24 protein-coding genes and 1 tRNA gene are annotated in these 23050 nt (G+C 73.7%); 14 read left to right on the top strand and 11 right to left on the bottom strand.

Annotated elements, in window-relative coordinates; genetic code table 11:
* Nucleotides 1-13 precede the first annotated feature (13 nt).
* Together PH191_RS19615 and PH191_RS19610 are read left to right on the top strand one after the other, a co-directional pair.
* Nucleotides 14-721 carry an NYN domain-containing protein gene (locus PH191_RS19615; protein ID WP_274196304.1) on the top strand — a complete coding sequence of 236 codons (708 nt, stop codon included), beginning with the start codon at nt 14-16 and terminating at the stop codon, nt 719-721.
* Between the two features lie 4 nt (nt 722-725).
* Nucleotides 726-1241 carry a polyketide cyclase gene (locus tag PH191_RS19610; RefSeq protein ID WP_274196303.1) on the top strand — a complete coding sequence of 172 codons (516 nt, stop codon included), beginning with the start codon at nt 726-728 and terminating at the stop codon, nt 1239-1241.
* Here the strand turns inward: PH191_RS19610 and PH191_RS19605 are convergent.
* Nucleotides 1189-1665, bottom strand: coding sequence for a hypothetical protein (locus PH191_RS19605; RefSeq protein ID WP_274196302.1), 477 nt, complete (start codon nt 1663-1665; stop codon nt 1189-1191). The genes PH191_RS19610 and PH191_RS19605 overlap by 53 nt on opposite strands.
* A gap of 133 nt (nt 1666-1798) precedes the next feature.
* Here PH191_RS19605 and PH191_RS19600 point away from each other — a divergent pair, with 133 nt between their 5' ends.
* From PH191_RS19600 to PH191_RS19590, 3 genes are all read left to right on the top strand, one after another.
* Nucleotides 1799-3097 carry a sensor histidine kinase gene (locus PH191_RS19600; protein ID WP_274196301.1) on the top strand — a complete coding sequence of 433 codons (1299 nt, stop codon included), beginning with the start codon at nt 1799-1801 and terminating at the stop codon, nt 3095-3097.
* The gene (locus PH191_RS19595; RefSeq protein WP_274196300.1) at nt 3097-3738 is read left to right on the top strand and encodes a response regulator transcription factor; all 642 of its coding nucleotides are present in this window, start codon (nt 3097-3099) and stop codon (nt 3736-3738) included. The genes PH191_RS19600 and PH191_RS19595 overlap by 1 nt, the downstream gene beginning before the upstream one ends.
* Nucleotides 3739-3813: 75 nt before the next feature.
* Nucleotides 3814-5079, top strand: a complete 1266-nt coding sequence (locus PH191_RS19590; RefSeq protein WP_274196482.1) for an amidohydrolase family protein — start codon at nt 3814-3816, stop codon at nt 5077-5079.
* Between the two features lie 17 nt (nt 5080-5096).
* On the opposite strand, the gene PH191_RS19585 is transcribed toward PH191_RS19590, so the two are convergent.
* Nucleotides 5097-6446 carry an MFS transporter gene (locus PH191_RS19585; protein ID WP_274196299.1) on the bottom strand — a complete coding sequence of 450 codons (1350 nt, stop codon included), beginning with the start codon at nt 6444-6446 and terminating at the stop codon, nt 5097-5099.
* A 50-nt stretch (nt 6447-6496) separates the two neighbouring features.
* Nucleotides 6497-6964, bottom strand: a complete 468-nt coding sequence (locus PH191_RS19580; RefSeq protein ID WP_274196298.1) for a MarR family winged helix-turn-helix transcriptional regulator — start codon at nt 6962-6964, stop codon at nt 6497-6499.
* A 92-nt stretch (nt 6965-7056) separates the two neighbouring features.
* On the opposite strand from PH191_RS19580, the gene PH191_RS19575 reads away from it, so the two are divergent.
* Complete coding sequence (locus tag PH191_RS19575) at nt 7057-8961, top strand: propionyl-CoA synthetase (RefSeq protein ID WP_274196297.1); 1905 nt, start codon at nt 7057-7059, stop codon at nt 8959-8961.
* 19 nt (nt 8962-8980) lie between these two features.
* Here the strand turns inward: PH191_RS19575 and PH191_RS19570 are convergent, their stop codons facing one another.
* Nucleotides 8981-9322 carry a hypothetical protein gene (locus PH191_RS19570; protein ID WP_274196296.1) on the bottom strand — a complete coding sequence of 114 codons (342 nt, stop codon included), beginning with the start codon at nt 9320-9322 and terminating at the stop codon, nt 8981-8983.
* 63 nt (nt 9323-9385) lie between these two features.
* Between PH191_RS19570 and PH191_RS19565 the strand changes: the two genes are divergently transcribed.
* The gene (locus PH191_RS19565) at nt 9386-9772 is read left to right on the top strand and encodes a helix-turn-helix transcriptional regulator (protein WP_274196295.1); all 387 of its coding nucleotides are present in this window, start codon (nt 9386-9388) and stop codon (nt 9770-9772) included.
* 76 nt (nt 9773-9848) lie between these two features.
* Here the strand turns inward: PH191_RS19565 and PH191_RS19560 are convergent, their stop codons facing one another.
* The 3 genes from PH191_RS19560 to PH191_RS19550 form a co-directional block, all read right to left on the bottom strand.
* On the bottom strand, nt 9849-10694 hold the full coding sequence (locus PH191_RS19560; RefSeq protein WP_274196294.1) for an oxidoreductase: 846 nt from the start codon (nt 10692-10694) through the stop codon (nt 9849-9851).
* Nucleotides 10695-10726: 32 nt separating this feature from the next.
* Complete coding sequence (locus PH191_RS19555; RefSeq protein ID WP_274196293.1) at nt 10727-11518, bottom strand: transglycosylase SLT domain-containing protein; 792 nt, start codon at nt 11516-11518, stop codon at nt 10727-10729.
* 421 nt (nt 11519-11939) lie between these two features.
* Nucleotides 11940-12878, bottom strand: coding sequence for an alpha/beta hydrolase (locus tag PH191_RS19550; protein WP_274196292.1), 939 nt, complete (start codon nt 12876-12878; stop codon nt 11940-11942).
* A gap of 126 nt (nt 12879-13004) precedes the next feature.
* Between PH191_RS19550 and PH191_RS19545 the strand changes: the two genes are divergently transcribed.
* Genes PH191_RS19545 through PH191_RS19535 form a run of 3 tightly spaced genes read left to right on the top strand, consistent with a single transcriptional unit; the run spans nt 13005 to nt 14288 of the window.
* Nucleotides 13005-13373, top strand: a complete 369-nt coding sequence (locus PH191_RS19545; RefSeq protein ID WP_337994081.1) for an ArsR/SmtB family transcription factor — start codon at nt 13005-13007, stop codon at nt 13371-13373.
* Nucleotides 13373-13852, top strand: a complete 480-nt coding sequence (locus PH191_RS19540; RefSeq protein WP_274196291.1) for an SRPBCC family protein — start codon at nt 13373-13375, stop codon at nt 13850-13852. Before PH191_RS19545 ends, PH191_RS19540 begins: the two co-directional genes overlap by 1 nt.
* 37 nt (nt 13853-13889) lie before the next feature.
* A complete protein-coding gene (locus tag PH191_RS19535; protein WP_274196290.1) occupies nt 13890-14288 on the top strand; it encodes a DUF6841 family protein in 399 nt (132 codons plus the stop codon).
* Nucleotides 14289-14309: 21 nt separating this feature from the next.
* Here PH191_RS19535 and PH191_RS19530 read toward each other — a convergent pair whose 3' ends face one another.
* On the bottom strand, nt 14310-14819 hold the full coding sequence (locus PH191_RS19530) for a GNAT family N-acetyltransferase (protein ID WP_274196289.1): 510 nt from the start codon (nt 14817-14819) through the stop codon (nt 14310-14312).
* Nucleotides 14820-14940: 121 nt separating this feature from the next.
* A tRNA-Gly gene (locus tag PH191_RS19525) sits at nt 14941-15014 on the bottom strand.
* Between the two features lie 257 nt (nt 15015-15271).
* Between PH191_RS19525 and PH191_RS19520 the strand changes: the two genes are divergently transcribed.
* Nucleotides 15272-15844 (top strand): hypothetical protein, encoded by a 573-nt coding sequence (locus PH191_RS19520; protein ID WP_274196288.1) that lies wholly within the window; start codon nt 15272-15274, stop codon nt 15842-15844.
* Nucleotides 15845-16038: 194 nt separating this feature from the next.
* Complete coding sequence (locus PH191_RS19515; RefSeq protein WP_274196287.1) at nt 16039-17760, top strand: diguanylate cyclase domain-containing protein; 1722 nt, start codon at nt 16039-16041, stop codon at nt 17758-17760.
* Between the two features lie 9 nt (nt 17761-17769).
* Here PH191_RS19515 and dcd read toward each other — a convergent pair whose 3' ends face one another.
* Nucleotides 17770-18348 carry a dCTP deaminase gene (gene dcd / locus PH191_RS19510; RefSeq protein ID WP_274188823.1) on the bottom strand — a complete coding sequence of 193 codons (579 nt, stop codon included), beginning with the start codon at nt 18346-18348 and terminating at the stop codon, nt 17770-17772.
* Nucleotides 18349-18523: 175 nt separating this feature from the next.
* Nucleotides 18524-21022 carry a heterodisulfide reductase-related iron-sulfur binding cluster gene (locus tag PH191_RS19505; RefSeq protein ID WP_274196286.1) on the bottom strand — a complete coding sequence of 833 codons (2499 nt, stop codon included), beginning with the start codon at nt 21020-21022 and terminating at the stop codon, nt 18524-18526.
* Between the two features lie 453 nt (nt 21023-21475).
* Between PH191_RS19505 and PH191_RS19500 the strand changes: the two genes are divergently transcribed.
* Together PH191_RS19500 and PH191_RS19495 are read left to right on the top strand one after the other, a co-directional pair.
* A complete protein-coding gene (locus PH191_RS19500) occupies nt 21476-21742 on the top strand; it encodes a hypothetical protein (RefSeq protein ID WP_274188821.1) in 267 nt (88 codons plus the stop codon).
* Nucleotides 21743-21747: 5 nt separating this feature from the next.
* Entirely contained in the window at nt 21748-23001 is a 1254-nt protein-coding gene (locus PH191_RS19495; protein WP_274196285.1) for a hypothetical protein, read from the top strand.
* Nucleotides 23002-23050 lie beyond the last annotated feature (49 nt).

Here is a 23050-nt window from a genome sequence, read left to right as displayed (position 1 = left end):
TAGAGTCGGCCCCGTGTCACCCGCGCCGTCGCCCGCCGATCTCGCCAGCCCGCCCACCGACATCGCCGGTGGCGCCGACGTGCGGGTCGACGAGGGTGTCGGCGCGGTGCCCACGACGGAGGCGCCGCCCGCGCGCACGCTGCTCGTCTGGGACGCGCCGAACATCGACATGAGCCTCGGCTCGCTGCTCGGCACGCGCCCGACGTCGGCGTTCCGGCCCCGCTTCGACGCGGTCGGCCGCTGGCTGCTCGGCGAGGCAGGCCCCGAGGGCGTCGCCGAGGCCACGGTGTTCACCAACGTCGTGCCGGGCTCCACCGAGATCGTGCGGCCCTGGGTCGAGGCGCTGCGCAACGTCGGGTTCGCGGTGTTCGCGAAGCCCAAGTCCGCCGACGACTCGGACGTCGACGACGACATGCTCGCCCACATCGAGCTGCGCCGGTCCGAGGGCGGGCTCGCGCACGTCGTCGTGGCCTCCGGCGACGGGCGGGCGTTCCGCGAGCCGCTCGAGGACCTGGTGGCGCAGGGCGTCACGGTCACCGTCATCGGGTTCCGCGAGTACGCCGCGTTCGCGGTGTCCTCGGAGATCGTCGACTTCCTCGACCTCGAGGACATCGACGGCGTCTTCCGCGAGCCCCTGCCGCGCGTCAGCCTCGACACCCTGCCCGACGCCGGCGCGTGGCTGCCGCCCCTGCGCTCGCTGCGCTCCCTCCTCGAGCGGTAGCCCGGTGGAGCTGCCGGAGCACTGGGGCACGACGCCCGACGAGCGCGCCCGGCACACCCCGGCCGACGTCCTGGTGCCCGTGCCCCGCGCACGGTGGACCCGCGGCGTCACGTCGGCGGCGAGCCCGGAGGACCTGTGGCTCTGGGTCTGCCAGCTCACCGTCGCGCCCTACAGCTACGACCTGCTCGACAACCGCGGCCGGCGGAGCCCCCGCCTGCTGACCCCGGGCGCGGACGACCTGCGTGTCGGGCAGCGCCTGCTGGTGCTCTTCGTCATCGACTCCGTCGACCCCGGCGAGCAGCTGACGTTGCGGCTCCGGCGGCGCGGGACCGGCTCGCTCGCGGAGTTCGCGATCACCTACGCCGTCGCGCCCGCCCCCCGCGGCTCCCGGCTCGTCGCCACGGTCACGGTGGACGGCGCGCGCCGCGGCGGGCTCCTGCGATATGCCCTGGCCTGGGGTGACCTGGTCATGATGCGTCGCCAGCTCCGGACGCTCGCCGGGCTGGCCGGCGCGAACTGAAGAACGCGTTCGCCTCGGGCCGGAACATCAGCACGAGGGCGACGACGACCGCCGCCAGGTGCACGACGCGCAGGGCGACGACGGCGAGGTCCGGCGCCCCGGCGTCGGCCAGGTACGCGACGGGCGAGGCCCCGGTCGCCAGCCACGTCAACGGTTCGACGACCAGCGAGGCCGTCCCCACCACCCCGAGCAGCACGGCGAGCGTCCACCGCACGGTGTTGCGGCCCTTCGGCAGGGCGAGCACGAGCACGACCACCCCGACGTAGATCAGGGCGCGCTTGGCCAGCGCGGCCGGGCCGGGAGGGTCCGGCAGGGCGAGGTGGACCAGGGTCTCGGCGACCCCGGCGCCGACGGCGACCAGCCAGACGACGACCGCGGCGCGCACGGGACGGGGGACAGGAGGTGAGACGGCGAGGATCGACATGCGGGCCACGGTCCGCGGGACCGCGCGGCCGCGACAGCCGGCAGGCGCCCCGCCCGGGGTGGGGTTGTCCCTACCCTGACCGGGAGGATCACCGGCTGGGGCCGGCCGTGGACGACGAGCAGGGTCCGGAGGCATGACCACGATGTCGCTCGCCGTACCCACGCCCGCCGACACCGAGGAGGCCGCCGGCGGCCTGTGGCGTCGCATCGCCTACCTGCTCGCCGGGCTCCCGCTGGGCGTCGCCGCGTTCGTCGTGGCCGTCGCGGGCTTCTCGCTCGGGGTGTCCACCCTGATCCTCTGGATCGGCGTCCCGATCCTCGCCGCCACTCTCTGGGCCGCGCGCGGGCTCGCCACGGTGGAGCGCCGCAGCACCGAGCGCGTCACCGGCCGCGACCTGCCGCCGCACCACTACCGCGTGGCGGTGCCCGGGGCGGGTCGACCGGCGCTCTCGATGGCCATGATCGGCGACCCGCAGGCGTGGCGGGACCTGCTGCACGCCGTGCTCGGGTTCCCGGTCGGTCTCGCGACCGCCCTGATCGCCCTGTGCTGGGGCGTCGGCGGGCTCGGGGGCCTGCTGTTCGTGGCGTGGGAGTGGGCGCTGCCCGACGGCCCGGAGGATCGCCGGGGCCTGTTCTGGCTGCTCAGCGGCACCGAGAGCCGTATCGCCGAGATCGTCGTCAACACCGTGCTGGGTGCGGTGGTGCTCGCCGTGTTCCCGTGGCTGGTCCGCGGGCTCGTCGCGGCCCGGGCGGCGCTGGCCCGCGGGCTCCTGACCAACCAGACCGCCGCCCTGCGCGCCCGGGCCGAGGAGCTGGCGACCGGCCGGCGGGCCGCGGTCCACGTGGAGGCGACCACCATGCGCCGCCTCGAGCGGGACCTGCACGACGGCCCGCAGCAGCGGCTGGTGCGGATGACCATGGACCTCGAGGCCACCTCGCGACGCCTCGACGACGACCCGGAGAAGGCCCGCCCGCTGCTCGACGAGGCGATCGCCCAGAGCCGCGAGGCCCTCGCCGAGCTCCGCGCGCTCTCCCGGGGCATCGCCCCGCCGGTGCTGTCGGACCGCGGGCTCGACGCCGCGCTCGGTGCGGCCGCCGCGCGCAGCCCCGTCCCGGTCACCCTCGACGTGGCCGTGCCCGGGCGCCTGCCCGCGGCGGTGGAGACGACGGCGTACTACGTCGTCACCGAGGCGCTCACCAACGTCGCCAAGCACGCCGCGGCCTCGCGCGCCACGGTCACCGCCGCGCTGGACGACGACCGGCTCGTCGTCTCCGTCGAGGACGACGGCCGGGGCGGCGCGCACTCCGGCAAGGGCCACGGGCTCGCCGGTCTCGCCGACCGCGTCACCACCGTCGACGGCACGCTGGCGATCACCAGCCCGGCCGGCGGCCCGACGGTGCTCACCGCGAGCCTCCCGGTGCGGGAGAGCTGATGCGCGTCGTGCTCGCCGAGGACTCGGTGCTGCTGCGCGAGGGACTCGTGCGCCTCCTCGGTGAGTACGGCGCCGAGATCGTGGCGGCCGTCGGCGACGGGGAGGCGCTCGTGGCGGCCGTCGCGGAGCACCGCCCGGACGTCGCGGTCGTCGACGTCCGGATGCCGCCGGACTTCACCGACGAGGGGCTGCGGGCGGCGCTGCGCGTGCGGCGCGAGGTGCCGGGCACCGCGATCCTCGTGCTCTCGCAGTACGTCGAGGTGTCCTACGCCCAGGACCTCCTGGGCGCGGGCGGGGGCGTCGGCTACCTGCTCAAGGACCGCGTCACCCGCCTGGACGACCTCGCCGACGCCCTGGCCCGCGTCACCGCGGGCGGCACCGTGCTCGACCCCGAGGTCGTCTCGGCGCTCTTCGTCCGCCGCGACCCCCGCGCGTCGCTCACGCCGCGCGAGCGCGAGGTGCTCGCCCTCGTGGCCGAGGGCCGTGCGAACGCGGCGATCGGGCGCACCCTGACCCTGAGCCAGGGCGCGGTCGAGAAGCACATCTCGTCGATCTTCGACAAGCTCGGGCTCGCCCGGGACTCGGGCGACGACCACCGTCGCGTGCTCGCCGTCCTCGCCTGGTTCGGACTGGGTCGGTAGGTGGGTCAGACTGGGCGCGTGCGCCGCCTCTCCCATCGTCTCGCCGCTCCGGTCGTCCTGCCCTGCGACGCGTCCATGTCGGTGCTGCGCGACGCGGTGGTCGACGTCGACGACGACGGGCGGATCGCCCACGTCGGGCCGGCCGCCACCGCGCCGGCCACGGACGCGCCGGTGACGCGGGTGACCGGCCTCCTCATGCCGGGCCTGGTCAACACCCACGCCCACACCCCGCTGACCGTGCTGCGGGGGATGGGCGGCGACCTGCCGCTGATGCGCTGGCTGCTCGAGGTCGTCTGGCCGGCCGAGGCCAAGCTCGACGGCGCCGACGTGCGCGCCGGGATGCTCGCGGGCACCGCGGAGATGCTGCGTGGCGGCGTCACCACGTCCGCCGAGATGTACTTCCAGAGCGAGCACGTCGTCGAGGCGGTGCTCGAGATCGGCTCCCGGGTGGTGCTGACGCCGGGGATCATCACTGCGCCCGGGATGGAGCGCCTGGGCACCTGGCAGCAGATGCGGGACGCGATCACGCGCTGGATCGACGCCGACGGGCTGCGCTTCGGACCCGGCGAGCGCATCGAGCTCGGCTACGGGCCCCACGCCGCGTACACGCTGCCCACCGAGGCGATCGTGACCACGGCGGCGCTCGCGCGGGAGCGGGGCGCGCTGATGCAGCTCCACGTCGCCGAGGCGGTCGGCGAGGACGACGACGTGCGCGCCGAGTTCGGCTCGGTGCCCGCGATGCTGGAGGCGACGGGCTCGCTGGGCGGGCGGGTGCTCGCCGCGCACGCGATCCAGCTCTCCGACGAGGACATCGCGATCCTCGCCCGTCACGACGTCGCCGTGGCCCACTGCCCGGGCTCGAACGCGAAGCTCGCCGCCGGCACGGCGCGCGTGGCCGAGCTGCGCACCGCCGGCGTCCGCATGGGCCTCGGCACCGACTCGCCGGCCTCGAACGACGACCTCGACATGTGGGAGGAGCAGCGCCTCGCCTCGCTGTTCGCCCGCCTCCGCGGCGCCGACGCCACCGCGCTCACCGCCGCCGACGCCCTGGCCATGGCCACGCGCGAGGGCGGCCGCGCGCTCGGCCGCGACGACCTCGGCGTCCTCGCCCCCGGCGCCTGGGCCGACGTCGCGCACGTCCGCCTCGACGACCCGGCCTTCATCGACCCCGACGACGACGCCCAGCTCATCTCCAACCTCGTGTGGGCCAGCGGCTCCCGGGGCGTGTGCGACGTCTGGGTGGCGGGCGAGCCGGTGCTCACCGACGGGGCCCCGACGCGCGTCGACCCCGGCGACGTGCTCGCCGGGGCCCGCCGCGTGGCCACCAAGGTCAAGTCCTGACGTGAGCGAAGTCCCGGCTATAGCCGGGAAGTTCGCTCACGGAGCCCGATCGCCACCACCAGGGACGCCGCGAGGACCAGGGCGCCGGCCACGAGGTAGGCGGCGCGGAAGCCGTCGGCCGCGGCCACGGCGGCGAGCACGGCGATGCCGATCGCGCCGCCGACCTGCTGACCCGTGTTCGCCAGCCCCGAGGTGAGGCCGGCGGTGTCGGCGTCCGCGTCGGCCATCACGATCGTGGTCACCGACGGCATGACCAGCCCGGCGCCGAGGCCGAGGAGCACGAGGGCGGGCAGGAGGTCGGTGAGGTAGCCGGTCCCCGGCGCGCCGACGAGCACCGCGAAGCCGCCCAGCAGCAGCCCGAGCCCGGCCAGCAGGACCCGCCGGGCGGTGAACCGGAAGATGAGCGGCCCCGCGCCCCGCAGCGCGACGACCCCGATGATCACCGCGACCGGCGTCATCGCCACCCCCGTGGCCGCCGGCGAGTAGCCCAGCACCTGCTGCAGGAACAGGGCGGTCGCGAACTGGAAGCCCATCATCGCGGCGATGGTGAGCACCTGGGCGAGGTTGCCGAGCGACACCGCCCGCGAACGCAGCACCCGCGGCGGCACGAGCGGAGCCGCCGCCCGGGCCTGACGGACGCCGAAGCCCGCGAGCAGGACCACGGCCAGCGCGGCGGCGCCCCAGCGCACGCCCCCCGGCTCGACGATCGCGAACACCAGCCCGGCGAGGCCGAGCGTGACGAGCACGGCCCCGAGCAGGTCCGGCCGCTCCCCGCGGACGACCGTGGGATCGCGCGGCAGCACCCGCAGCACGAGCAGGGTCGCCACGACCCCGATCGTCACGTTGACCAGGAAGATCGCGCGCCAGGAGAGGACCTCGGTGAGCACCCCGCCGAGCAGCAGCCCGATCGACGCCCCGGCCGCGCCGACGAACGCGTAGGCGCCCATCGCCCGTGCGCGGTCCCCCGGGTCCTCGAACAGCTCGACGACCATCCCCAGCACCACCGACGAGGCGAGCGCCGCGGCCACGCCCTGCACCGCGCGGGCGGCGACGAGCATCGCGGGGCCGGTCGCGAGCCCGCACGCGAGCGACGCGAGGACGAAGAGCACGAGGCCCGCGACGAGGATCCGGCGGCGCCCGACGAGGTCGCCGAGACGCCCCGCGAGCAGGAGCAGCCCGCCCAGCGGGATCAGGTACGCGTTGACGGTCCACGAGAGGCCGGCGTCGGTGAACCCCAGGTCGGCGCGCAGGGCGGGCAGGGCGACGCTGACGATCGTCCCGTCCAAGATGATCATGAGCATGGCGGTGCTGAGCACCGCGAGGGCGACCCAGGGGGACGCGGTGCGTGAGCGCGCGGCACGGAGCATGGTCCGACCGTAGCAGAACGTCTATTTCGGAACTATCCCGAAAAGTTCCATCATGTTCGGGACGATCGCCGTGGACGCGCGGCGCCCGCGTCGACCGCCAGGGGTCCACCCGGGCCCACCAGTCGGGACAGGCCGTCGACGACGGCCTCGCGCTCCGGCCCGAGCACGCCGAGCACCTCGTCGTACAGGTCCTGGATCACGGCCGCGGCCTTCTCGACGAGGGCCTCGCCGGCATCGGTGGTCGCCACGAGGCGGGCGCGCCGGTCGGTCGGCGACGGGATGCGGCGGGCGAGGCCTGCCCGCTCCAGGCCGTCGAGCGTCGTGACCATCGTCGTCTTGTCGAGCAGGGCCTCCTCGGCGATCTGGCCCTGCGTCCGGTCGCCGGCCGACGCCTTGTCGAGCACGCAGTACTGCCGTGCGGTGAGGCCCAGGTCGGCGAGCGCGGCGGTCATCCGGGAGGCGAGGGACTCGCTCGCCTTGTCCACGAGGAAGCTGAGATCCGGAGACACGCGCGCCATGTAGGAAGGCTACGGGAAAATCCAGAACGGAACGATCTGCCCGTCGCATCAGGCGGTGCGCCGGGGCTCGTCGCGTCGTTAGGGTCGCCAGCATGAGTGGCGAGGACCAGCCAGGACCGTACGCGACCGCCTACGACCGCAGCATGACCGACCCCGACGGCTTCTGGCGCGAGGCCGCGGGCCTGATCGACTGGTACCGCGAACCCGACACGATCATGGACTCCTCCGCGCTGCCGTTCTCGCGGTGGTTCCAGGGCGGCGAGCTCAACACGTGTCACAACGCGCTCGACCGCCACGTCGACGCGGGCCGCGGCGACCAGGTCGCGCTGATCCACGACTCGCCGGTCACCGACGACCGCCAGCGCTACACGTACTCCGAGCTGCGCGACCGGGTCGCCCGCTTCGCCGGGGTGCTGCGCTCGGTCGGCGTCGACAAGGGCGACCGCGTGATCATCTACATGCCGATGATCCCCGAGGCGGCCGTCGCGATGCTCGCCTGCGCGCGGATCGGTGCCGTCCACAGCGTCGTCTTCGGCGGGTTCGCCGCCCGCGAGCTGGCCGTCCGGATCGACGACGCCCGGCCTTCCGCGATCGTCAGCGCGTCCTGCGGCATCGAGGGCAAGCGGGTCATCGAGTACAAGCCCCTGCTCGACAAGGCCGTCGAGCTCGCCGAGCACGACCCGGGCCGGGTGATCGTGTTCCAGCGCCCGCAGGCCGAGGCCGCGATGACCGAGCGCGACGTCGACTGGGCCGAGGCCGTGAAGGCCGCCGAGCCCGCCGACTGCGTCTCCGTCGCGGCCACCGACCCGCTCTACGTGCTCTACACCTCGGGCACCACCGGCAAGCCCAAGGGCGTCCAGCGCGACAACGGCGGCCACGCCGTCGCGCTGGCGTGGTCGATGCCCAACATCTACAACGTCGGGCCCGGCGAGGTCATGTTCACCGCGTCCGACGTCGGGTGGGTCGTCGGGCACTCCTACATCGTCTACGCGCCGCTGCTCATCGGGGCGACGACCGTGCTCTACGAGGGCAAGCCGATCGGCACGCCCGACGCCGGCCAGTTCTGGCGCGTGGTCCAGGAGCACGGGGTGAAGGCGCTGTTCACCGCCCCCACCGCGTTCCGCGGCATCAAGAAGGAGGATCCCGACGCGGTGCTCCTCCGGGACTACGACATCTCGAGCCTCGAGACGCTCTTCCTCGCCGGCGAGCGCCTCGACCCCGAGACCTGGACGTGGGCGTCGGAGAAGCTCGGCGTGCCGGTGGTCGACCACTGGTGGCAGACCGAGACGGGCTGGCCGATCGCGGCCAACCTGCGCGGGCTCGAGCCGATGGAGCTCAAGGCCGGCTCGCCGTCGGTGCCCGTCCCCGGCTACCAGGTCGAGATCCTCGACGTGGACGGGTCGGTGCTGCCCCGCGGCGAGGAGGGTGCGATCACGATCAAGCTCCCACTGCCCCCGGGCTGCCTGCAGACGCTGTGGGACGACGACGAGCGGTTCCGCGAGTCGTACATGTCGCGCTACGAGGGCTACTACCTCACCGGCGACGGCGGCTACCTGGACGAGGACGGCTACCTCTACGTCATGGGCCGCACCGACGACGTCATCAACGTCGCCGGGCACCGCCTGTCCACCGGCTCGATGGAGGAGGTGCTCTCCGGCCACCCCGACGTCGCGGAGTGCGCCGTCATCGGCGTGCACGACGCGATGAAGGGCCAGGTCCCGCGCGGGTTCGTGGTGCTCAAGGCCGGTGTCGAGCGCGACGAGGCCGAGCTCAACGCGGAGCTGGTGAAGATGGTCCGCGACGAGGTCGGCGCCGTCGCGTCGTTCAAGAACGTCGCGATCGTCCCGGCCCTGCCCAAGACCCGCTCGGGCAAGGTGCTGCGCAAGACCATGCGCGGGATCGCCGACGGCAAGGACGAGGCCGTGCCGTCGACGATCGACGACCCGAGCGTGCTCGACGCCCTGCGTCCGGCGCTGCAGAAGGGCCCGGAGGTCTAGGCGGGCGTCTCGAGCAGGGTCAGGACGGCGATCCGGTAGCCGTCCGGCCCCTCCACGAGCTGGTAGCAGAAGCGCTCGGCGGGGCCGTGGCCGTGGTCCCACGTGACGTCGGCCCAGATGCCGACCGGCCCTCGGCCATCACGGTGATCGAGGGGTCGGCGGTGTCGACGCCCTCGTACTGGTCCCACGACGAGCCGAAGAAGGCGGCCGTCTGCGCCGCGTCCGTGACCGGGATCGAGGTCCCCGGGAACAGGATCAGCGCGGGCACGGCGTAGAGGTCGGCGACGGCCTGCTCGTCGCGGGCGAGCAGGGCCTGCGCGTAGGTGGCGAAGAAGCCGTCGACGGTGTGGGTGTCGGTCATGGTGGGCGACGCTAGGGACGGAAGCGGACACGCCCGTGTCGTGTTCTGGCCTAGTCTGCGGGCGTGCCCCGGGACTCCCTCGCGGCGGCGTCGCGCGACGGCCACCTCGCTCTGCGCCGCGTCGAGCGCCAGCAGGCCGTCATCGAGCGCCTCCACGCTGCCCGCGGCGCCCGGCTCCAGCTCGCCGACCTGGCCCGCGACCTGGGCGTCTCGCCCCGCACCGTGGCCCGCGACGTCGAGCGCCTGCGCGACAGCGGCGTCCCGATCGTCGCGCACCCCGGGCGCAGCGGCGGCGTGAGCCTCCCCCGCGTCGCCGCCCCCGCGCCGATCCGCTTCGACCTGCCCGAGGCCGCGGCGCTGATCTCCAGCCTCGCGGTCCTCGGGCCGATCGTCAGTCCCAGCGCGGCCTCGGCGATGCGCAAGCTCGCGGATGCCGTCAGCGGTCGGTGATCAACGCGGACTTCGTGCGCCGAGAAGCAGCGAACGTCCCGCTGAGCACGCCGACAGGGCGTTCGCTGCGACCGGGTCAGCGCTCGTCGGGCGGGAAGTCGGCGCCGACGGCGACGTCGCGCCAGGCCCCGGCCTCGTCGATGCGCTGCGACCAGAGCTTCGGGGCGAGGTCCGCCGCGAACTCGCCGAGCAGCAGACGACGGGGCGGCTCGTCGGCGTCGACGACGCGGATCATCGCCTCGCCCGCGCGGCGGGGGTCGCCGGGCTGGGTGAACGCCGACGAGCCGTCCATCGCCTGCCGGCGCGGCCCGAGGACGTCGTCGTAGGCGTGCATCGGCGTCGCGCGCACCATGCTGCCGCCGTTCCAGTCGGTGCGGAACGGGCCCGGCTCGACGATCGTCACGTGGATGCCGAAGGCCTCGACCTCCTGGGCCAGCGACTCCGACAAGCCCTCCAGGCCCCACTTCGTCGCGTGGTAGAGCCCGGTGTTCGGGAAGGCGCCGACGCCGCCGATGCTCGAGATGGGCAGCAGGTGGCCCCGGCGCTGGGCGCGCATGGTCGGCAGCACGGCCTGCATCGACCAGAGCGCGCCGAACAGGTTCACCTCGACCTGCTGGCGGGCCTCCTCCTCGGTGACCTCCTCGACCCCGCCGGCCAGGCCGTAGCCGGCGTTGGCGACGAGGACGTCGATGCGGCCGGTCTCGCCGGCGACCTGGTTGGTCACCGCGAACACGGCGTCGCGGTCGGTGACGTCGAGGTCGCGGGTCAGGAGCCGCTCGGGGTGCTTCGCGGTGAGGTCGTCGAGGGCGCCGGCGTCGCGCGCCGTGGCCACCACCCGGTCACCGGCCTCGAGCACGGTCTCCGTGAGGGCGCGGCCGAGACCGCGCGAGGCGCCGGTGATCAGCCAGGTTCGTTCGCTCATGGCTCCGGCATACCCGCACCGGGCACGGGATGTCAGTCGGCGAGGCCCAGGCCGTCGTCGGGGATCGCTGCGCCGCCGTAGCCGATGTAGTTGCCCGACGAGTTCCGCAGGCCGCCGGCCAGGACGTCGTCGATGCTGTGGTTCGCGATCATCGTGCGGACGCCCGCGGTGATGTTGGCGACCGGGTCGAAGATGCCGCGGTCGGCGAGCTCGGGCAGCACCGCGTTGCGGAACGAGGTGTCGATGAGCTGCATGAGGCCCTTGGAGGGGGTCCCGCTCGCCGCGTTCGAGTCCCAGTCGTTGACCGCGTCGGCGTTGCCGGTGGACTCGCGCATGATGATCTTCTTGACGCCCGGCGCCAGGCGCTGCGGCAGACCCATGAGCCCGAGCGCCTTGGCGATCTGGCCGTCGAGGGTGCGCTCGTTGCCGGCCTCGTACGGCCGCCCGAACTCCAGCGGCCCGTTCTCGCGCTCGTACTCGATGGACTTCAGCATCGAGGAGACGTCGGAGGCGTCGCCGGCGCTGGGCTCGTCGTCGGACGACGAGGTGGCCGCGTGCCGCGCGGTCCCGGTCGAGGTGGCCGGCATGGAGATCGGGCTCACCGAGCTCGAGTGGCCCGCGGTGCCCGCGGCGCGGTGCTGGGAGGCCAGGGACAGCGCGGCGGTGGTCGACGCGGGGTCCGGCGCCTGCGGGGCCTCCGCGTCGGCGACGTGGGCCGTGCTGAGGGCCTGCACGGCGGGGAGGACCGCACCGGCGGCGACGGCGGCCACGAGGATGGTGCCGGGGGTGGTGCGCGGGGAGAACCGGGAGGTTCCGCGCGTCATCGTCCGGGTACCGCTCAGGGAGAACGGAACGGTGTCCGGCTCGCCTAGGCCGTGTCGGGGCACGGTCACCTCGCTCGTCATCGACTACAGGCCCGGCGGCGCAACGGGGGAGCGTGCCGCCGTGACCTTTCCGTGATCGGACCGTTTCAACATAGCGAGCCTTCGGATGGCCGCGGCGAGCCCCTCCGGCGCCCCGGAGGTCGCGAACGGGCGCCGTCCCCGGGTCGTGGCGACGAGAGGTCCGACGGGCGGGACCGGGTTGCTCATGCGCACCCGGCCATCCCCGCGAGCGGCGATCGTCGCGCGGCGGGCGGTCCATCGGACGGTGGGCGGCCGCTGGACGGACGGCTCGCAGACGATCCAGGGCTCCACGACCCTTCGGCGCAACGTGCCGCCGTCGGGCGGCTTCCGCGTGTCGGCCTCAGCGCGTGAGCAGGTCCCGGAGCGCGTCGAGGGCCCGGTCGCCCTCCTCACGGGCTGCCCTCGACGCCACGGCGAGCCCGAAGTAGCCGTGGATGAGCCCGGCGCCCTCCAGTCGGCGGACGGCCACGCCGGCGGCCTCGAGGGCGTCGGCGTGGGCCCGGCCCTCGTCGCGCAGGGGGTCGAGCTCGGCGGTGGCGACGACGGCCGCGGCGACGTCCTGCAGGTCGCCCGCGGCCTCGGGCAGGGCCACCGACGGGTCGTGGCGCAGCGCGGGATCGGGCAGGTAGCGCTCCCAGAACCACTCGAGGTCCGCGCGGGTGAGGAACGGTCCGTCCGCGTTCTCCGCCGTCGACGCGCACGCCATCGACGGGTCGAGCCCGGGGTAGAGCAGGAGCTGCGCGTCGAGCTGCGGACCCCAGTCGCGGGCGAGCAGGGCGGTTCCGGCGGCCAGGCCGGCGCCCGCGCTGTCCCCGGCGACGACGAGACGGTCCGACGGCCGCCGGGCCGCGGCCCAGCGGAGCGCGGCGTGGGCGTCGGTGAGCGGCGCGGGGTGCGGGTGCTCCGGGGCGAGCCGGTAGTCGACGGAGACGACGGTCGCCCCGAGGTGGGCGCAGACCCGCCGCGCCGAGGCGTCGCCGGTCTCGAGGTCGCCGAGGACCCAGCCGCCCCCGTGCAGCCAGACCACCGTGATCTCCTGCCGCTCGCCCGCCGGCTCGTAGATCCGGACGGCGGTGTCGGTCCCCGTCAGGGCGTCGGACACCACGTCCTCGTGCACCCACCCCACCTCGGTCACCGCGTCGCCGCGTCGCGCGAGCGCCAGGGCCCGGTAGACGCGGCGCGCCTCGGCGACCGTCTCGCGGCGCAGGGGCAGCCAGCCGTCGGCCTCCAGGCGGGCGACCGCGGTCGCGATCTCGGGGTCGATGCGGGGGTCGGTCACGTCGGCATCCTCGGGTCTGTCGCCGGTGCCCGCCACCGTGAAGATCGTCGGCCCTCATTCAACCCAGGGGTTGAACACGATGGACGCGCGAGGTACTGTTCCCTCAACCGCAAGGTTGAACAAGGAGTGGACGTGGACGACCAACTCTCCCGGGTGTTCTCGGCGCTCGCCGACCCCACCCGGCGCGACATGGTGGCCCGCCTGACCGCTGCCGACGCGACGGTCAACGAGCTCGCCGAGCCCTACGACGTCAGCGTCCAGGCGGTCTCCAAGCACCTCAAGGTGCTGGAGGAGGCGGGCCTCGTCAGTCGTAGCCGCGAGGCGCAGCGACGGCCGGTCCACCTCGAGGCGGAGGTCTTCGACCTGATGACCAAGTGGATCGAGCGCTACCGGCGCCGCGCCGAGGAGCGCTACCGCCGTCTCGACGACGTCCTCGCCGAGATGGACACCGAACAGCCGACCCCCCGACCCGACAGCGAACGAGGAGCTTCCTGATGAACACCACGACCCGTGAGACGACGATCGCGGCGGACCCGAACGCCCCGACCATCACCATCACCCGCGAGTTCGACGCCCCCGTCGCGAGCGTCTTCCGCGCCCACGTCGAGCCCGAGCTCGTGCGGCGCTGGCTGGGCCCCCGCGGGCTGGAGATGGACATCGACCGCTACGACTGCGAGACCGGCGGGGCCTACCGGTACACCCACCGGGACGAGAACGGCGAGTACCGGTTCTACGGCTCGTTCCACGAGGTCCGGCCCGATGAGCGGATCGTCCAGACCTTCACCTTCGAGGGCTTCCCCGACGGCGTGAGCCTCGAGACGATGACCTTCACCGACCTCGGCGACGGCCGGACCCGCCTCGAGGGCCTCTCGTTCTACGACTCGGTGGAGACCCGCGACTTGGTGCTCTCCAGCGGCATGGACCACGGCGTGCGCGAGGGCTACGAGCGCCTCGACGAGCTCCTCGCCGGCTGACCACGTCCGGTGGGCGGGCGGTGGGCAGGATGGTGGCGTGACCTCCGAGGACGTCGAGCTCTGGTTCGCCACCTACCTGGACTGCTTCGTGGCCCTCGCCCGCGGGGAGCGCAACGACGTCGAGGCGGTCCTCGGCTTCTACGGCGTCCCCATGCTGCTCAGCTCGCCCGGCGGCACCGGGTGGCTCCACGACGCGGAGCTGGTCCTGGGGGTCACCCGTGCCCAGATCGAGGGCCTGCGCCACGCCGGGTTCGACCGCACGGAGGTCGAGGCCTCCGTGACGGTGGTCCTCAACGCCACCTGCGCCCGCTACGAGGCGCGGTTCCGGCGCCGTGCCGCCGACGACACCGAGATCGCGAGCTTCTCGGCGAGCTACCTCATCGCCGAAGGGCCCGCCGGGCCGCGGATCGCCGCCCTGGCGGTCGGGAAGGCCTGACCGGATCGGCAGGCGCCGCCCTCAGAGCTCGGCGAACGGCGCCGCGTAGCGGAAGAAGCCGCGCGGCGCCGGCCCCGCGAGCAGCCGGGCCTGGAAGAACGCGCCCCAGGCCGGGTCGGGCGCGACGATCCCGAGGTCGCTCGCCGGGCGGAACCCGAACCGCCCGTAGAAGGCCGGGTCGCCGAGCAGGGCCACGAGCGCCTCGTCGCGCCCCTCGGCGGCACCGAGCACCGCGTGCACCAGCGCCGAGCCGACGCCGCGTCCCTGCCACTTCGGGTGCACGGCGATCGGGCCCAGGCCGAGGGCGGCCCGTCCGTCGACATCGCCGCGGGTGGCGACGACGTGCCCGACGACCGGCCCGTCGGGCTCCTCGGCGACGAGCGAGTAGGCCGGCATCCAGCCGGGGTCGTCCCGCAGCCTCGCGAGCAGGCCGACCTCGATCGGCTCCCGTCCGTCGTCCCCGGCGAAGGCCGTCGCGACGACCTCCCGGACCGCGTCCACGTCCTCGCGTCGTTCCCGTCGCACCAGCACGCGCGCAGGGTGTCGTGACGGGCGGGGCAGGGCAACGGAGATCCCGCCGATGCCCCGAGGACGAGAACGGCCCGCCTCCCGAGTGATCGGGCGACGGGCCTGTGACCTGCAACGATGGTCGTGGAGCGAGTGACGGGAATCGAACCCGCGTATTCAGCTTGGGAAGCTGATGTTCTACCATTGAACTACACTCGCGCGTGGTTCAAGAGCGTACACGGCGCCCGTGCGGCCCGTCGGAGGGCCCGTTGCTCGGACCCCCTGCGTGACTACATCCGTGTCGTTCGCCGCCCGATCACGGTGGGATCACGGATTGGACGCGACCAAGTCGCACACTGCGTCACGGGCCGTTACGTCGTCGGGGTAGATCCGTGACCTGGCCCTGCAGCTGGGCCCACGTCTCGTGTTGGCTGGTCAGCGACATGCCACACCAGGCTCCGGCGGAGGAGGTCGAGATGACTGCCTGTGATCAGCAGGACGGCCTCCTTCCCGAGCTCCTCGTCCTCGTCGCCTCGGTGGAGGACGCCGACGTCCTCGCGGCGCTCGGGGCCCGCGACCGGGAGGTCCTGCCGGTGCTCGTCGCCACCGGCCGCGACCCCATGGCCGTCGACGAGGCCCTCGACGACCTCGGTGCCCTCGCGGGCCGGGTGCTGATCGTCGACGACGCCGAGGCCGGCCCGGCCGCCGAGGCCGCCGTCCTCCTCCCGCGGATCGACGCGCTCGTGGCCGACGACCGTCCGGGCGCCGTCGTCGTGCGCGGCGGGTCGCCCACCGCGCTCGTCGCCGCCCAGGTGGCGGTGTGGCGCTCGGTCCCCGTCGTGGCCCTGCCGGTCGACGGGGGGACGGCGGTGGAGACCGCCAACCAGGCGGCGATCGCCGCGCTCGTGGCGACGCAGCACGCCGCGGAGATCGAGCCGTCCGACGTCCGCTCGGTGGCGGCCGCCCAGCGCCTCGTGCGCGAGCGGCTGGCGGCGACGGACGCCCCGCGGATCGTCCGGCTCCCGACGGATCGCTCGTTGTCCGCCTGACGAAGGTCACCCAGAGCGATCGCGGGGCCTGTGGTCATCACTCAGTGATGAAGTGCGCACAAAAAGTAGAGCTGGTACCCCCTCGCGGCTAACGTCATGCACCGCAAGCCTGATGGACCTGGTGTACAGGCGGCGCACCAGGAAGGCGGGGGTCGGTGAGGCGAGCACCCAGGTTGATCCATGAGGTCCAGCGGTTGGGCCTCACGGTGTCGATCGCTGCGCTGCTCATCGTGCTGCTCGTCGTCTTCCGGCTCGCCTGGTCCGTGGCGGTGACCGGGCCGACCGACGCCCGGCTGCAGAGCGGGCTCCTCGCGCTCGAGGACTCCCACCAGGCGATGCTCGACATGGACGCTTCGCTGCGCGGCTACCTCGCGACCGGCGACCAGTTCTTCGCCGACTCCGCCACCGGTGCGGCGCCCGCGCTCGCGGCCGCCGACACGCAGATGGTCAACCTCCTCGAGGAGCCCCAGCTCCGCCAGGACGTGCTCGCCCTCCTGCTCGCGCAGCAGCGCTGGCGCACCGAGTGGGCCGACCAGGCCCGCCGGCTGCCGCCGCCCGGCGGCGCGGAGGCGTTCCTCAAGCAGGGCACGGCGCTCTTCGACGACTACCGCGCCCGCAAGGACGCCACCCGCGTCGACACCCTCGCGGCGATCAATGCGGCCGACCGCAGCGCCGTGGTGAACCAGTTCGTCATCGGTGTGCTGCTGGCGCTCATCGGCATCGCGACGCTCGTCGTCGCCCTGCGTGGTCGGTACCGGCTGCAACGCCACGTCGTCGTCCCGGTCGACGGCCTGCTCGCGTCGGTCCGCGGGATCAGCGAGGGACGCCTGGCCCCACCGGAGCCTGTGCAGGGGTCCGCGGAACTCGTGGCGCTGCGCGACGGGCTCGCCGACATGACCGTCGCCCTGCGCCGGCAGCGCGAGGAGGCGGCCGCGCAGGCCGAGCGCCTGCAGGCCCAGACCGACCGTCTGCGCACCATCCTGATCATGACCCGCGAGATCGCGGGCAGTCTCAACACCCGCTACGTCATCGACTCCACCGTCCAGGCGGCGGTCGCGGTCACCGACGGCCGGGTGCTGCTCTGGCTGCTCGAGGAGGACGGCAGCGGCCTCGAGCTCGCCTACGACTCCGACCGCGGCGCGGTGGCGCCCCTCGAGGAGCACTGCCACCTCGGGGTCGGCGTCGTGGGACGGTCGGCGCGCTACGGGCAGATCTCGCGCGGCGACCCCGACACCGGCGAGGACGCCGCCGTCGCGGTGCCGCTGGTCGTCGGTGCGCGGGTGATAGGGATCCTCGAGTGCTACGACTCGCCCGAGGGCGAGGTCGACGGCCAGCGCCTGTCGGCGGTCGAGATGCTCGCGACGCTCTCCGGCTCGGCGATCGAGGCCAGCCGCCTGCACGCCGCCACCGAGCGGCTCTCGCAGTTCGACCCGCTGACCCAGCTCGCCAACCGCCGTCGCCTCGGTGCGGACCTGGACTCCGCCGTCGCCAACGCCAAGCGGCACGGCTCGCCGATGTCGGTGATCATGCTCGACCTCGACCACTTCAAGGAGCTCAACGACCGCTACGGCCACCAGCAGGGCGACGTCGTGCTCCAGGAGGTCGCGAGCACCATCCGCACCGCCATGCGCGACGGCGAGACGGCCTACCGCTACGGCGGCGAGGAGTTCGCGATCCTCGTGACGCGCGGCGGCCCGGAGGAGGCGGCCCAGCTCGCCGAGCGCCTGCGCTCCCGGGTCGAGGCCGACTTCCGGCGTGGCGACAAGCAGCTCGTGACGGCGTCGTTCGGCGTCGCCGGCCTGCCCGAGCACGCCGGCGACGGCGAGGCCCTGCTCAGCGAGGCCGACCGGGCGCTGTACTCGGCGAAGAACTCGGGCCGCAACCGCGTGCACCGCGCGGGCGAGCTCGTCGGCTGAGGTCGCCGGTCAGCGGGGCAGGCCGCGCCGGAAGTTGACGTACGAGCGCGACGGCGTCGGCCCGCGCTGGTCCTGGTAGCGCGAGCCGTAGACCGGCGAGCCGTAGGGGTGCTCGCTGGGCGAGGAGAGCCGGAACAGGCAGAGCTGCCCGACCTTCATCCCCGGCCACAGCCGGATCGGGAGGTTGGCGACGTTCGAGAGCTCGAGCGTCACGTGGCCGGAGAAGCCGGGGTCGATGAATCCGGCGGTGGAATGAGTCAACAGGCCCAAACGGCCCAGCGAGCTCTTGCCTTCCAACCGCCCTGCGACGTCGTCCGGCAGGGTGATGACCTCGTAGGTGGAGCCGAGGACGAACTCGCCCGGGTGCAGCACGAACGCCTCGTCCGGGGCCGGCTCGACCATGCGGGTCAGGTCGTCCTGCTGCAGGGCCGGGTCGATGTGCGTGTAGGCGTGGTTGTTGAACGTGCGGAAGTGCGAGTCGAGCCGCAGGTCCACGCTCGAGGGCTGCAGCAGCGTCGCGTCGAACGGGTCGAGCCCGACCCGCCCGGCCGCGATCTCGGCGCGGATGTCGCCGTCGGAGAGCAGCACGCGGGGACCCTATCGGGAGTCGAGGGCCGGCCGCCGCGAGCGGGGAGTCTGCGCGCGGAGAAGCAGCGAACAGGGCGTTCGCTGCGACCCCGCACGAACGAACGACGCCCCCGCTGCCCGGTGAGCAGCGAGGGCGTCGTTCGTTCTCGGAAAGGGCGGACGAGCAGGCGAGTGTCTAGCCGTCCTCGCCCGGGTTGCGCACGTTGGCCGAGGTGGCCGCGGTGTCCGGGTCGGAGTCGCCGACGTGGTCGGTCTCCTCGACCGCCTCGGGCCGCCCGCGCTTGACCGCCGCGAGGAGCATCTGCGAGACGTCCATGACCTCGGTCCCGACGGCCTTGGCCTCGCTCTGACGCTCGGTGAGGCCGTCGGTGAGCATCACGCGGCAGAACGGGCAGCCGGTGGCGATCGTGTCGGTCTCGGTGGCGATGGCCTCGTCGACGCGCTCCATGTTGATGCGCTTGCCGATGTGCTCCTCCATCCACATGCGCGCACCACCGGCGCCGCAGCACAGCGCCCGGTCGGCGTGGCGGGGCATCTCCTTGAGCTCGGCCCCGGCGGCCTCCACCAGCTCGCGCGGCGGCGTGTAGACCTCGTTGTGACGGCCCAGGTAGCAGGGGTCGTGGTAGGTCACGGTCTTGCGGGCCGGGGCGTGTCCGTTCCCGTGCCCGTTCGTCGACTCCTTCTCGGCGAGGGCGACCGCGGCGGGCGCGGCCTGGTCGGCGTCGTGGCCCGGCGTGCCGTGCCCGTCGGCCGGGATCAGCCCGCGCTCGGTGCCGTCGGAGTGCGGACCGTGGTACTGCAGCCCCGTCACCGGCGAGATGTCGAGCTTGGCGGCCGGCACCGGCGACGCCTCAGGGGCCACCGGCACGAGCTTCTTCTCGCGCACCAGCTGGTTGAGCAGCTGGGTGTGGTGGACGACCTCGTAGTGGCCGTCGAGCTGCGGGTACTCGCGCCCGAGGGTGTTCATGCAGTGCGGGCACGTGGTGACGATCTTGCGCGTGCCCGGCTCGCGGCCCTCGAAGACGGCGTCGAGCATCTCCTTGGTCTGCATGGCCATCATCTGGAAGAGGAACTCGTTGCCCGAGCGCCGCGCCGGGTCGCCGGTGCAGCTCTCCTCCTTGCCGAGCACCACGTAGTCCACGTCCGCGATGTGCAGCAGCTCGGCGACCGCGCGCACCGTCTTCTTGGCGTTGTCGTCGAACGCGCCGGCGCAGCCGATGAAGAACAGGTACTCGGTCTCGGGGGCGAGCTCGCCGTCGAACTCCGGCACGTCGAAGGGCAGGTCCTTCGCCCAGTCCATGCGCGAGGAGTTGTTCTGGCCCCAGGGGTTGCCCTTGTTCTCCAGGTTGCGGAACAGGACGCCCAGCTCGGCCGGGAACTCCGACTCGATCATGACCTGGTTGCGGCGCATGTCGACGATGTGGTCGACGTGCTCGATGTCGACCGGGCACTGCTCGACGCACGCGCCGCAGGTGGTGCAGGACCAGAGGACGTCCGGGTCGATGACGCCGAGGGACTCCGCGTCGCCGACGAGCGGGCGGGTGGCCTGCAGGACGTCGGTGCCGCGGTGGCGCTCGTAGCCCGACTCCGGGACGCCGTGGCCGTGGCCGACCTCGTCGCCGCCGGCGTTGGTGGTGCCGTCCTGGGTGGCCGAACCCTCGTCCGGCATGTCCTTGCCGCCGATCATGTACGGCGCCTTCGCGAACATGTGGTCGCGCAGGTCCATGATCAGCAGCTTCGGCGAGAGCGGCTTGCCGGTGTTCCACGCCGGGCACTGGCTCTGGCAGCGACCGCACTCGGTGCAGGTCGCGAAGTCGAGCATGCCCTTCCAGGTGAAGTCCTCGATCTTGCCGCGACCGAAGGACGCCTCCTCGGGCGGATCCTCGAAGTCGATCGGCTTGCCCTCGTGCTCGAGGGGCTGCAGGGCCCCGAGCGCCTTGGGCATGCGCTTCGCCGAGACGTTGATCGGCGCGATGAAGATGTGGAGGTGCTTCGAGTAGAGCACCACCACGAGGAAGACCAGCGCCACGCCGATGTGGAGCATGAGGAAGACGGTCTCGAGCACGAAGAGCGTCGTGGGCGACAGCCCGGAGAAGAGGTACCCGGTGCCGATCGAGGCCCAGGCGCCCGACTCGTAGGGAAGGTTGCCGGCCGCGGAGGAGGCGCCGCGGAAGGCGAACAGCGTCCAGACGACGCAGAAGATGAGGAAGAGGATCAGCCACGCGCCGCCGGTGTGGCTGCCGTAGAAGCGGGAGGTCCGCGCGCGGCGCTCCGGGGCCTGCTGGATGCGCATGATCGCGAAGGCGATGATCGAGATCAGCACCATGATCGCGATGAAGTCCTGCAGGAAGCCCAGGGCCGCCCAGCGCCCGATCAGCGGGATGTGGAAGTCCTCGACGAACAGCGCGCCGTAGGCCTCGATGTAGACCGTCAGCAGGATGATGAAGCCCCACATCGTGAAGAGGTGGGCCAGGCCGGGGATCGACCAGCGCAGCAGCTTCCGCTGCCCGAACACCTCGACGAACTGCGCGCGTACCCGCCCGCCGAGACCCTCGGCACGCTTGGCGTCGGGCTGGCCGGAGGAGATCAGGGTGTAGAGCCACCAGGCCCTGCGCGCCGCCACGACGGCCACGATCAGGGTCAGGGCGAGGCCCAGGACCAAACGGACGACCACGACGGGACCTCCCCGAGTGCCGGGTCGTGGTGGTGACCCGGTGAGAACAACGACTGCGTCGGCGGCACTGTAACCGCCGTTCGGGGCTTCGGCGCCGCGAAGGGTGACCGAAGCTACTCGGCGGTAACCGGTGCCGACCACACCATCGGGCGATGCTTTGCAGACGTGAACGACCACCGTCCGTGCCGGACCGTGATGACCGTCCGTGCGCTGAGCATCACTCCGGGCTCATCCGGACCACGAGGGCGTGTCGCGCGTCCGATGCGGTCGCGGAGGGTGGACGATGCAGCGACGCCTGTGGGGGAAGGAGTGCGGGACGGGTGTTCCGGCGCCTCTCCAGGGCGCCGCGTGTCGGGGCGAGCGAGGCTTTGAAACACCTCACCTGCCGTGTTTACTCAACCGGTCGAGAACGGGCCCCGGCACATCGATGAGCACGTCCGCAGGAGGACCGCCATGACCGTCACGTTCCTCGGCGCCGACCTGGTCGCGCAGGCCCCGGGGACCGGCGGGCTCCAGGGGTGGATCCAGGACAACATCGTCCCGTTGATCCTCCTGGGCATCGCGATCATCATGCTGTGGATCGGCGGCCGCGGTGACAACGCCGGCGTCGCCCGTCGTGCCATCGGTCTGATCATCGGCCTGATCGCGCTCGGCATCGCGCTCACCCCCGGTGCGGGGGCGCGTGTGGGCGCGTTCTTCGCCCAGCTCATCACGGGGTGACGCGGGTGCACATCCGCACCGACGACGACGTGTACCGCGTCGACGCCGTCTGGCTCGGCCCCCCGAGGGCGACGTTCCCCTGGCGCGCCCGCTACTCCGCGTACGGCGTGGGCCTGCTCGTCATGCTCGTCGTGATGTTCGTCCAGCGGCGTCTCGGCATCGACCTCGGCTTCTTCTCCGTCGCCTGGGCGCTCCTCATCACCGTCGCCGTGACGCGCTTCGTGTCGAGGCGCATCAACGACGAGCGCCCGCTCCTGGAGTGGCTGACGCTCTTCGTCCACGAGCTGCGCGGTCCGCGGGCCCGGGACCGCGTGATCGGCGGCGCCCTGACCACCGGCCACGTCACCGTCCGCCGCGACCGCCCACGCCTCACCGGCGCCCCCACCGCGATCGCGCTGCCCCGCGGCAGCGACCGGTCGGAGCGCGTGATCGCGCCGGAGGCCGCGGAGGCCGACGACTCCTGGGGCCCGCCGCCGCGGGACGACGAGCCGCCCCGCGAGCGCGCCGCCCGCCCGGCCGCGCCCGGCGCGACCGAGGAGCCGGCGGCCACCGCGCCCCCGGCCTCCGCGCCCCCGGCCACCGCGACCGCGGCTCCCGAGCCCGTCCCGCAGCAGCGGCGCCCCGCGTCCGCGCGCGCCGGCGAGCACCTGACGCCCGGCGTCGAGGACGCCGTCCCGTCCCACCGCCGCGCGGCGCGCGCCGCGCACGAGCGCCGCACGCGGGCGCGGCGTCCGGGGCGGACCGCCGCCGCGCCGGACGCCGACTTCGGGCCGCCGTCCAGCGCGGCCATCGGGGCCGCCGAGGACGCGGCCACCCCGACGAAGGCCGAGCCGACGAAGGCCACCCCGACGATGGCCACCCCGACGATGGCCACCCCGACCAAGGCCGAGCCGAAGAAGGCTGCCCCGAAGAAGGCCGCGCCCAAGAAGGAAGCGGCCGCCCTGCCGCCCGCGGCCGACCGTCGCGCCGGCGACGCGTCCGTCGCGGCGTGGACCGGCGCGGGCCGGGCCCGCCGTGAGGCGGTGCCGGCGCACCGGCGCACGACGGCGGCCGCCGACGCCGATCCCGACCGCACGCAGCGGCGCCCCACCCGTCCGCGCCGCCGCCCGGGCTGGCCGATGTCCAACGAGCCCTCCGGCTCGTCGGCACCCGACGCACCGTTCGGCCCAGGGACGCGCGGCAGCGCGGGGCGCCCTGAGAGCGGGCGAGGGAGCGCGCGAGGGGGCGACCGAGGGGACAACGGTGCTGCGCCGCGGTAAGGCCCGGGGGCCGGCCGACGGCGAGCCCCGGCAACTCGAGTCCGGACAC

The sequence above is a fragment of the Actinomycetospora callitridis genome (assembly GCF_028737265.1).
Taxonomy (GTDB): domain Bacteria; phylum Actinomycetota; class Actinomycetes; order Mycobacteriales; family Pseudonocardiaceae; genus Actinomycetospora; species Actinomycetospora callitridis.
This window is presented reverse-complemented; position numbering and strand designations above follow the sequence as displayed.

Coding starts and splice junctions, on each gene's coding strand:
- PH191_RS19570 (WP_274196296.1), bottom strand. CDS start 9,322: ATGACCGACACCCACACCGTCGACGGCTTCTTCGCCACCTACGCGCAG.
- PH191_RS19555 (WP_274196293.1), bottom strand. CDS start 11,518: ATGACGCGCGGAACCTCCCGGTTCTCCCCGCGCACCACCCCCGGCACC.
- PH191_RS19580 (WP_274196298.1), bottom strand. CDS start 6,964: ATGGCGCGCGTGTCTCCGGATCTCAGCTTCCTCGTGGACAAGGCGAGC.
- PH191_RS19575 (WP_274196297.1), top strand. CDS start 7,057: ATGAGTGGCGAGGACCAGCCAGGACCGTACGCGACCGCCTACGACCGC.
- PH191_RS19590 (WP_274196482.1), top strand. CDS start 3,814: ATGTCGGTGCTGCGCGACGCGGTGGTCGACGTCGACGACGACGGGCGG.
- PH191_RS19500 (WP_274188821.1), top strand. CDS start 21,476: ATGACCGTCACGTTCCTCGGCGCCGACCTGGTCGCGCAGGCCCCGGGG.
- PH191_RS19540 (WP_274196291.1), top strand. CDS start 13,373: ATGAACACCACGACCCGTGAGACGACGATCGCGGCGGACCCGAACGCC.
- PH191_RS19605 (WP_274196302.1), bottom strand. CDS start 1,665: ATGTCGATCCTCGCCGTCTCACCTCCTGTCCCCCGTCCCGTGCGCGCC.
- PH191_RS19600 (WP_274196301.1), top strand. CDS start 1,799: ATGACCACGATGTCGCTCGCCGTACCCACGCCCGCCGACACCGAGGAG.
- PH191_RS19520 (WP_274196288.1), top strand. CDS start 15,272: ATGACTGCCTGTGATCAGCAGGACGGCCTCCTTCCCGAGCTCCTCGTC.
- PH191_RS19585 (WP_274196299.1), bottom strand. CDS start 6,446: ATGCTCCGTGCCGCGCGCTCACGCACCGCGTCCCCCTGGGTCGCCCTC.
- PH191_RS19560 (WP_274196294.1), bottom strand. CDS start 10,694: ATGAGCGAACGAACCTGGCTGATCACCGGCGCCTCGCGCGGTCTCGGC.
- PH191_RS19595 (WP_274196300.1), top strand. CDS start 3,097: ATGCGCGTCGTGCTCGCCGAGGACTCGGTGCTGCTGCGCGAGGGACTC.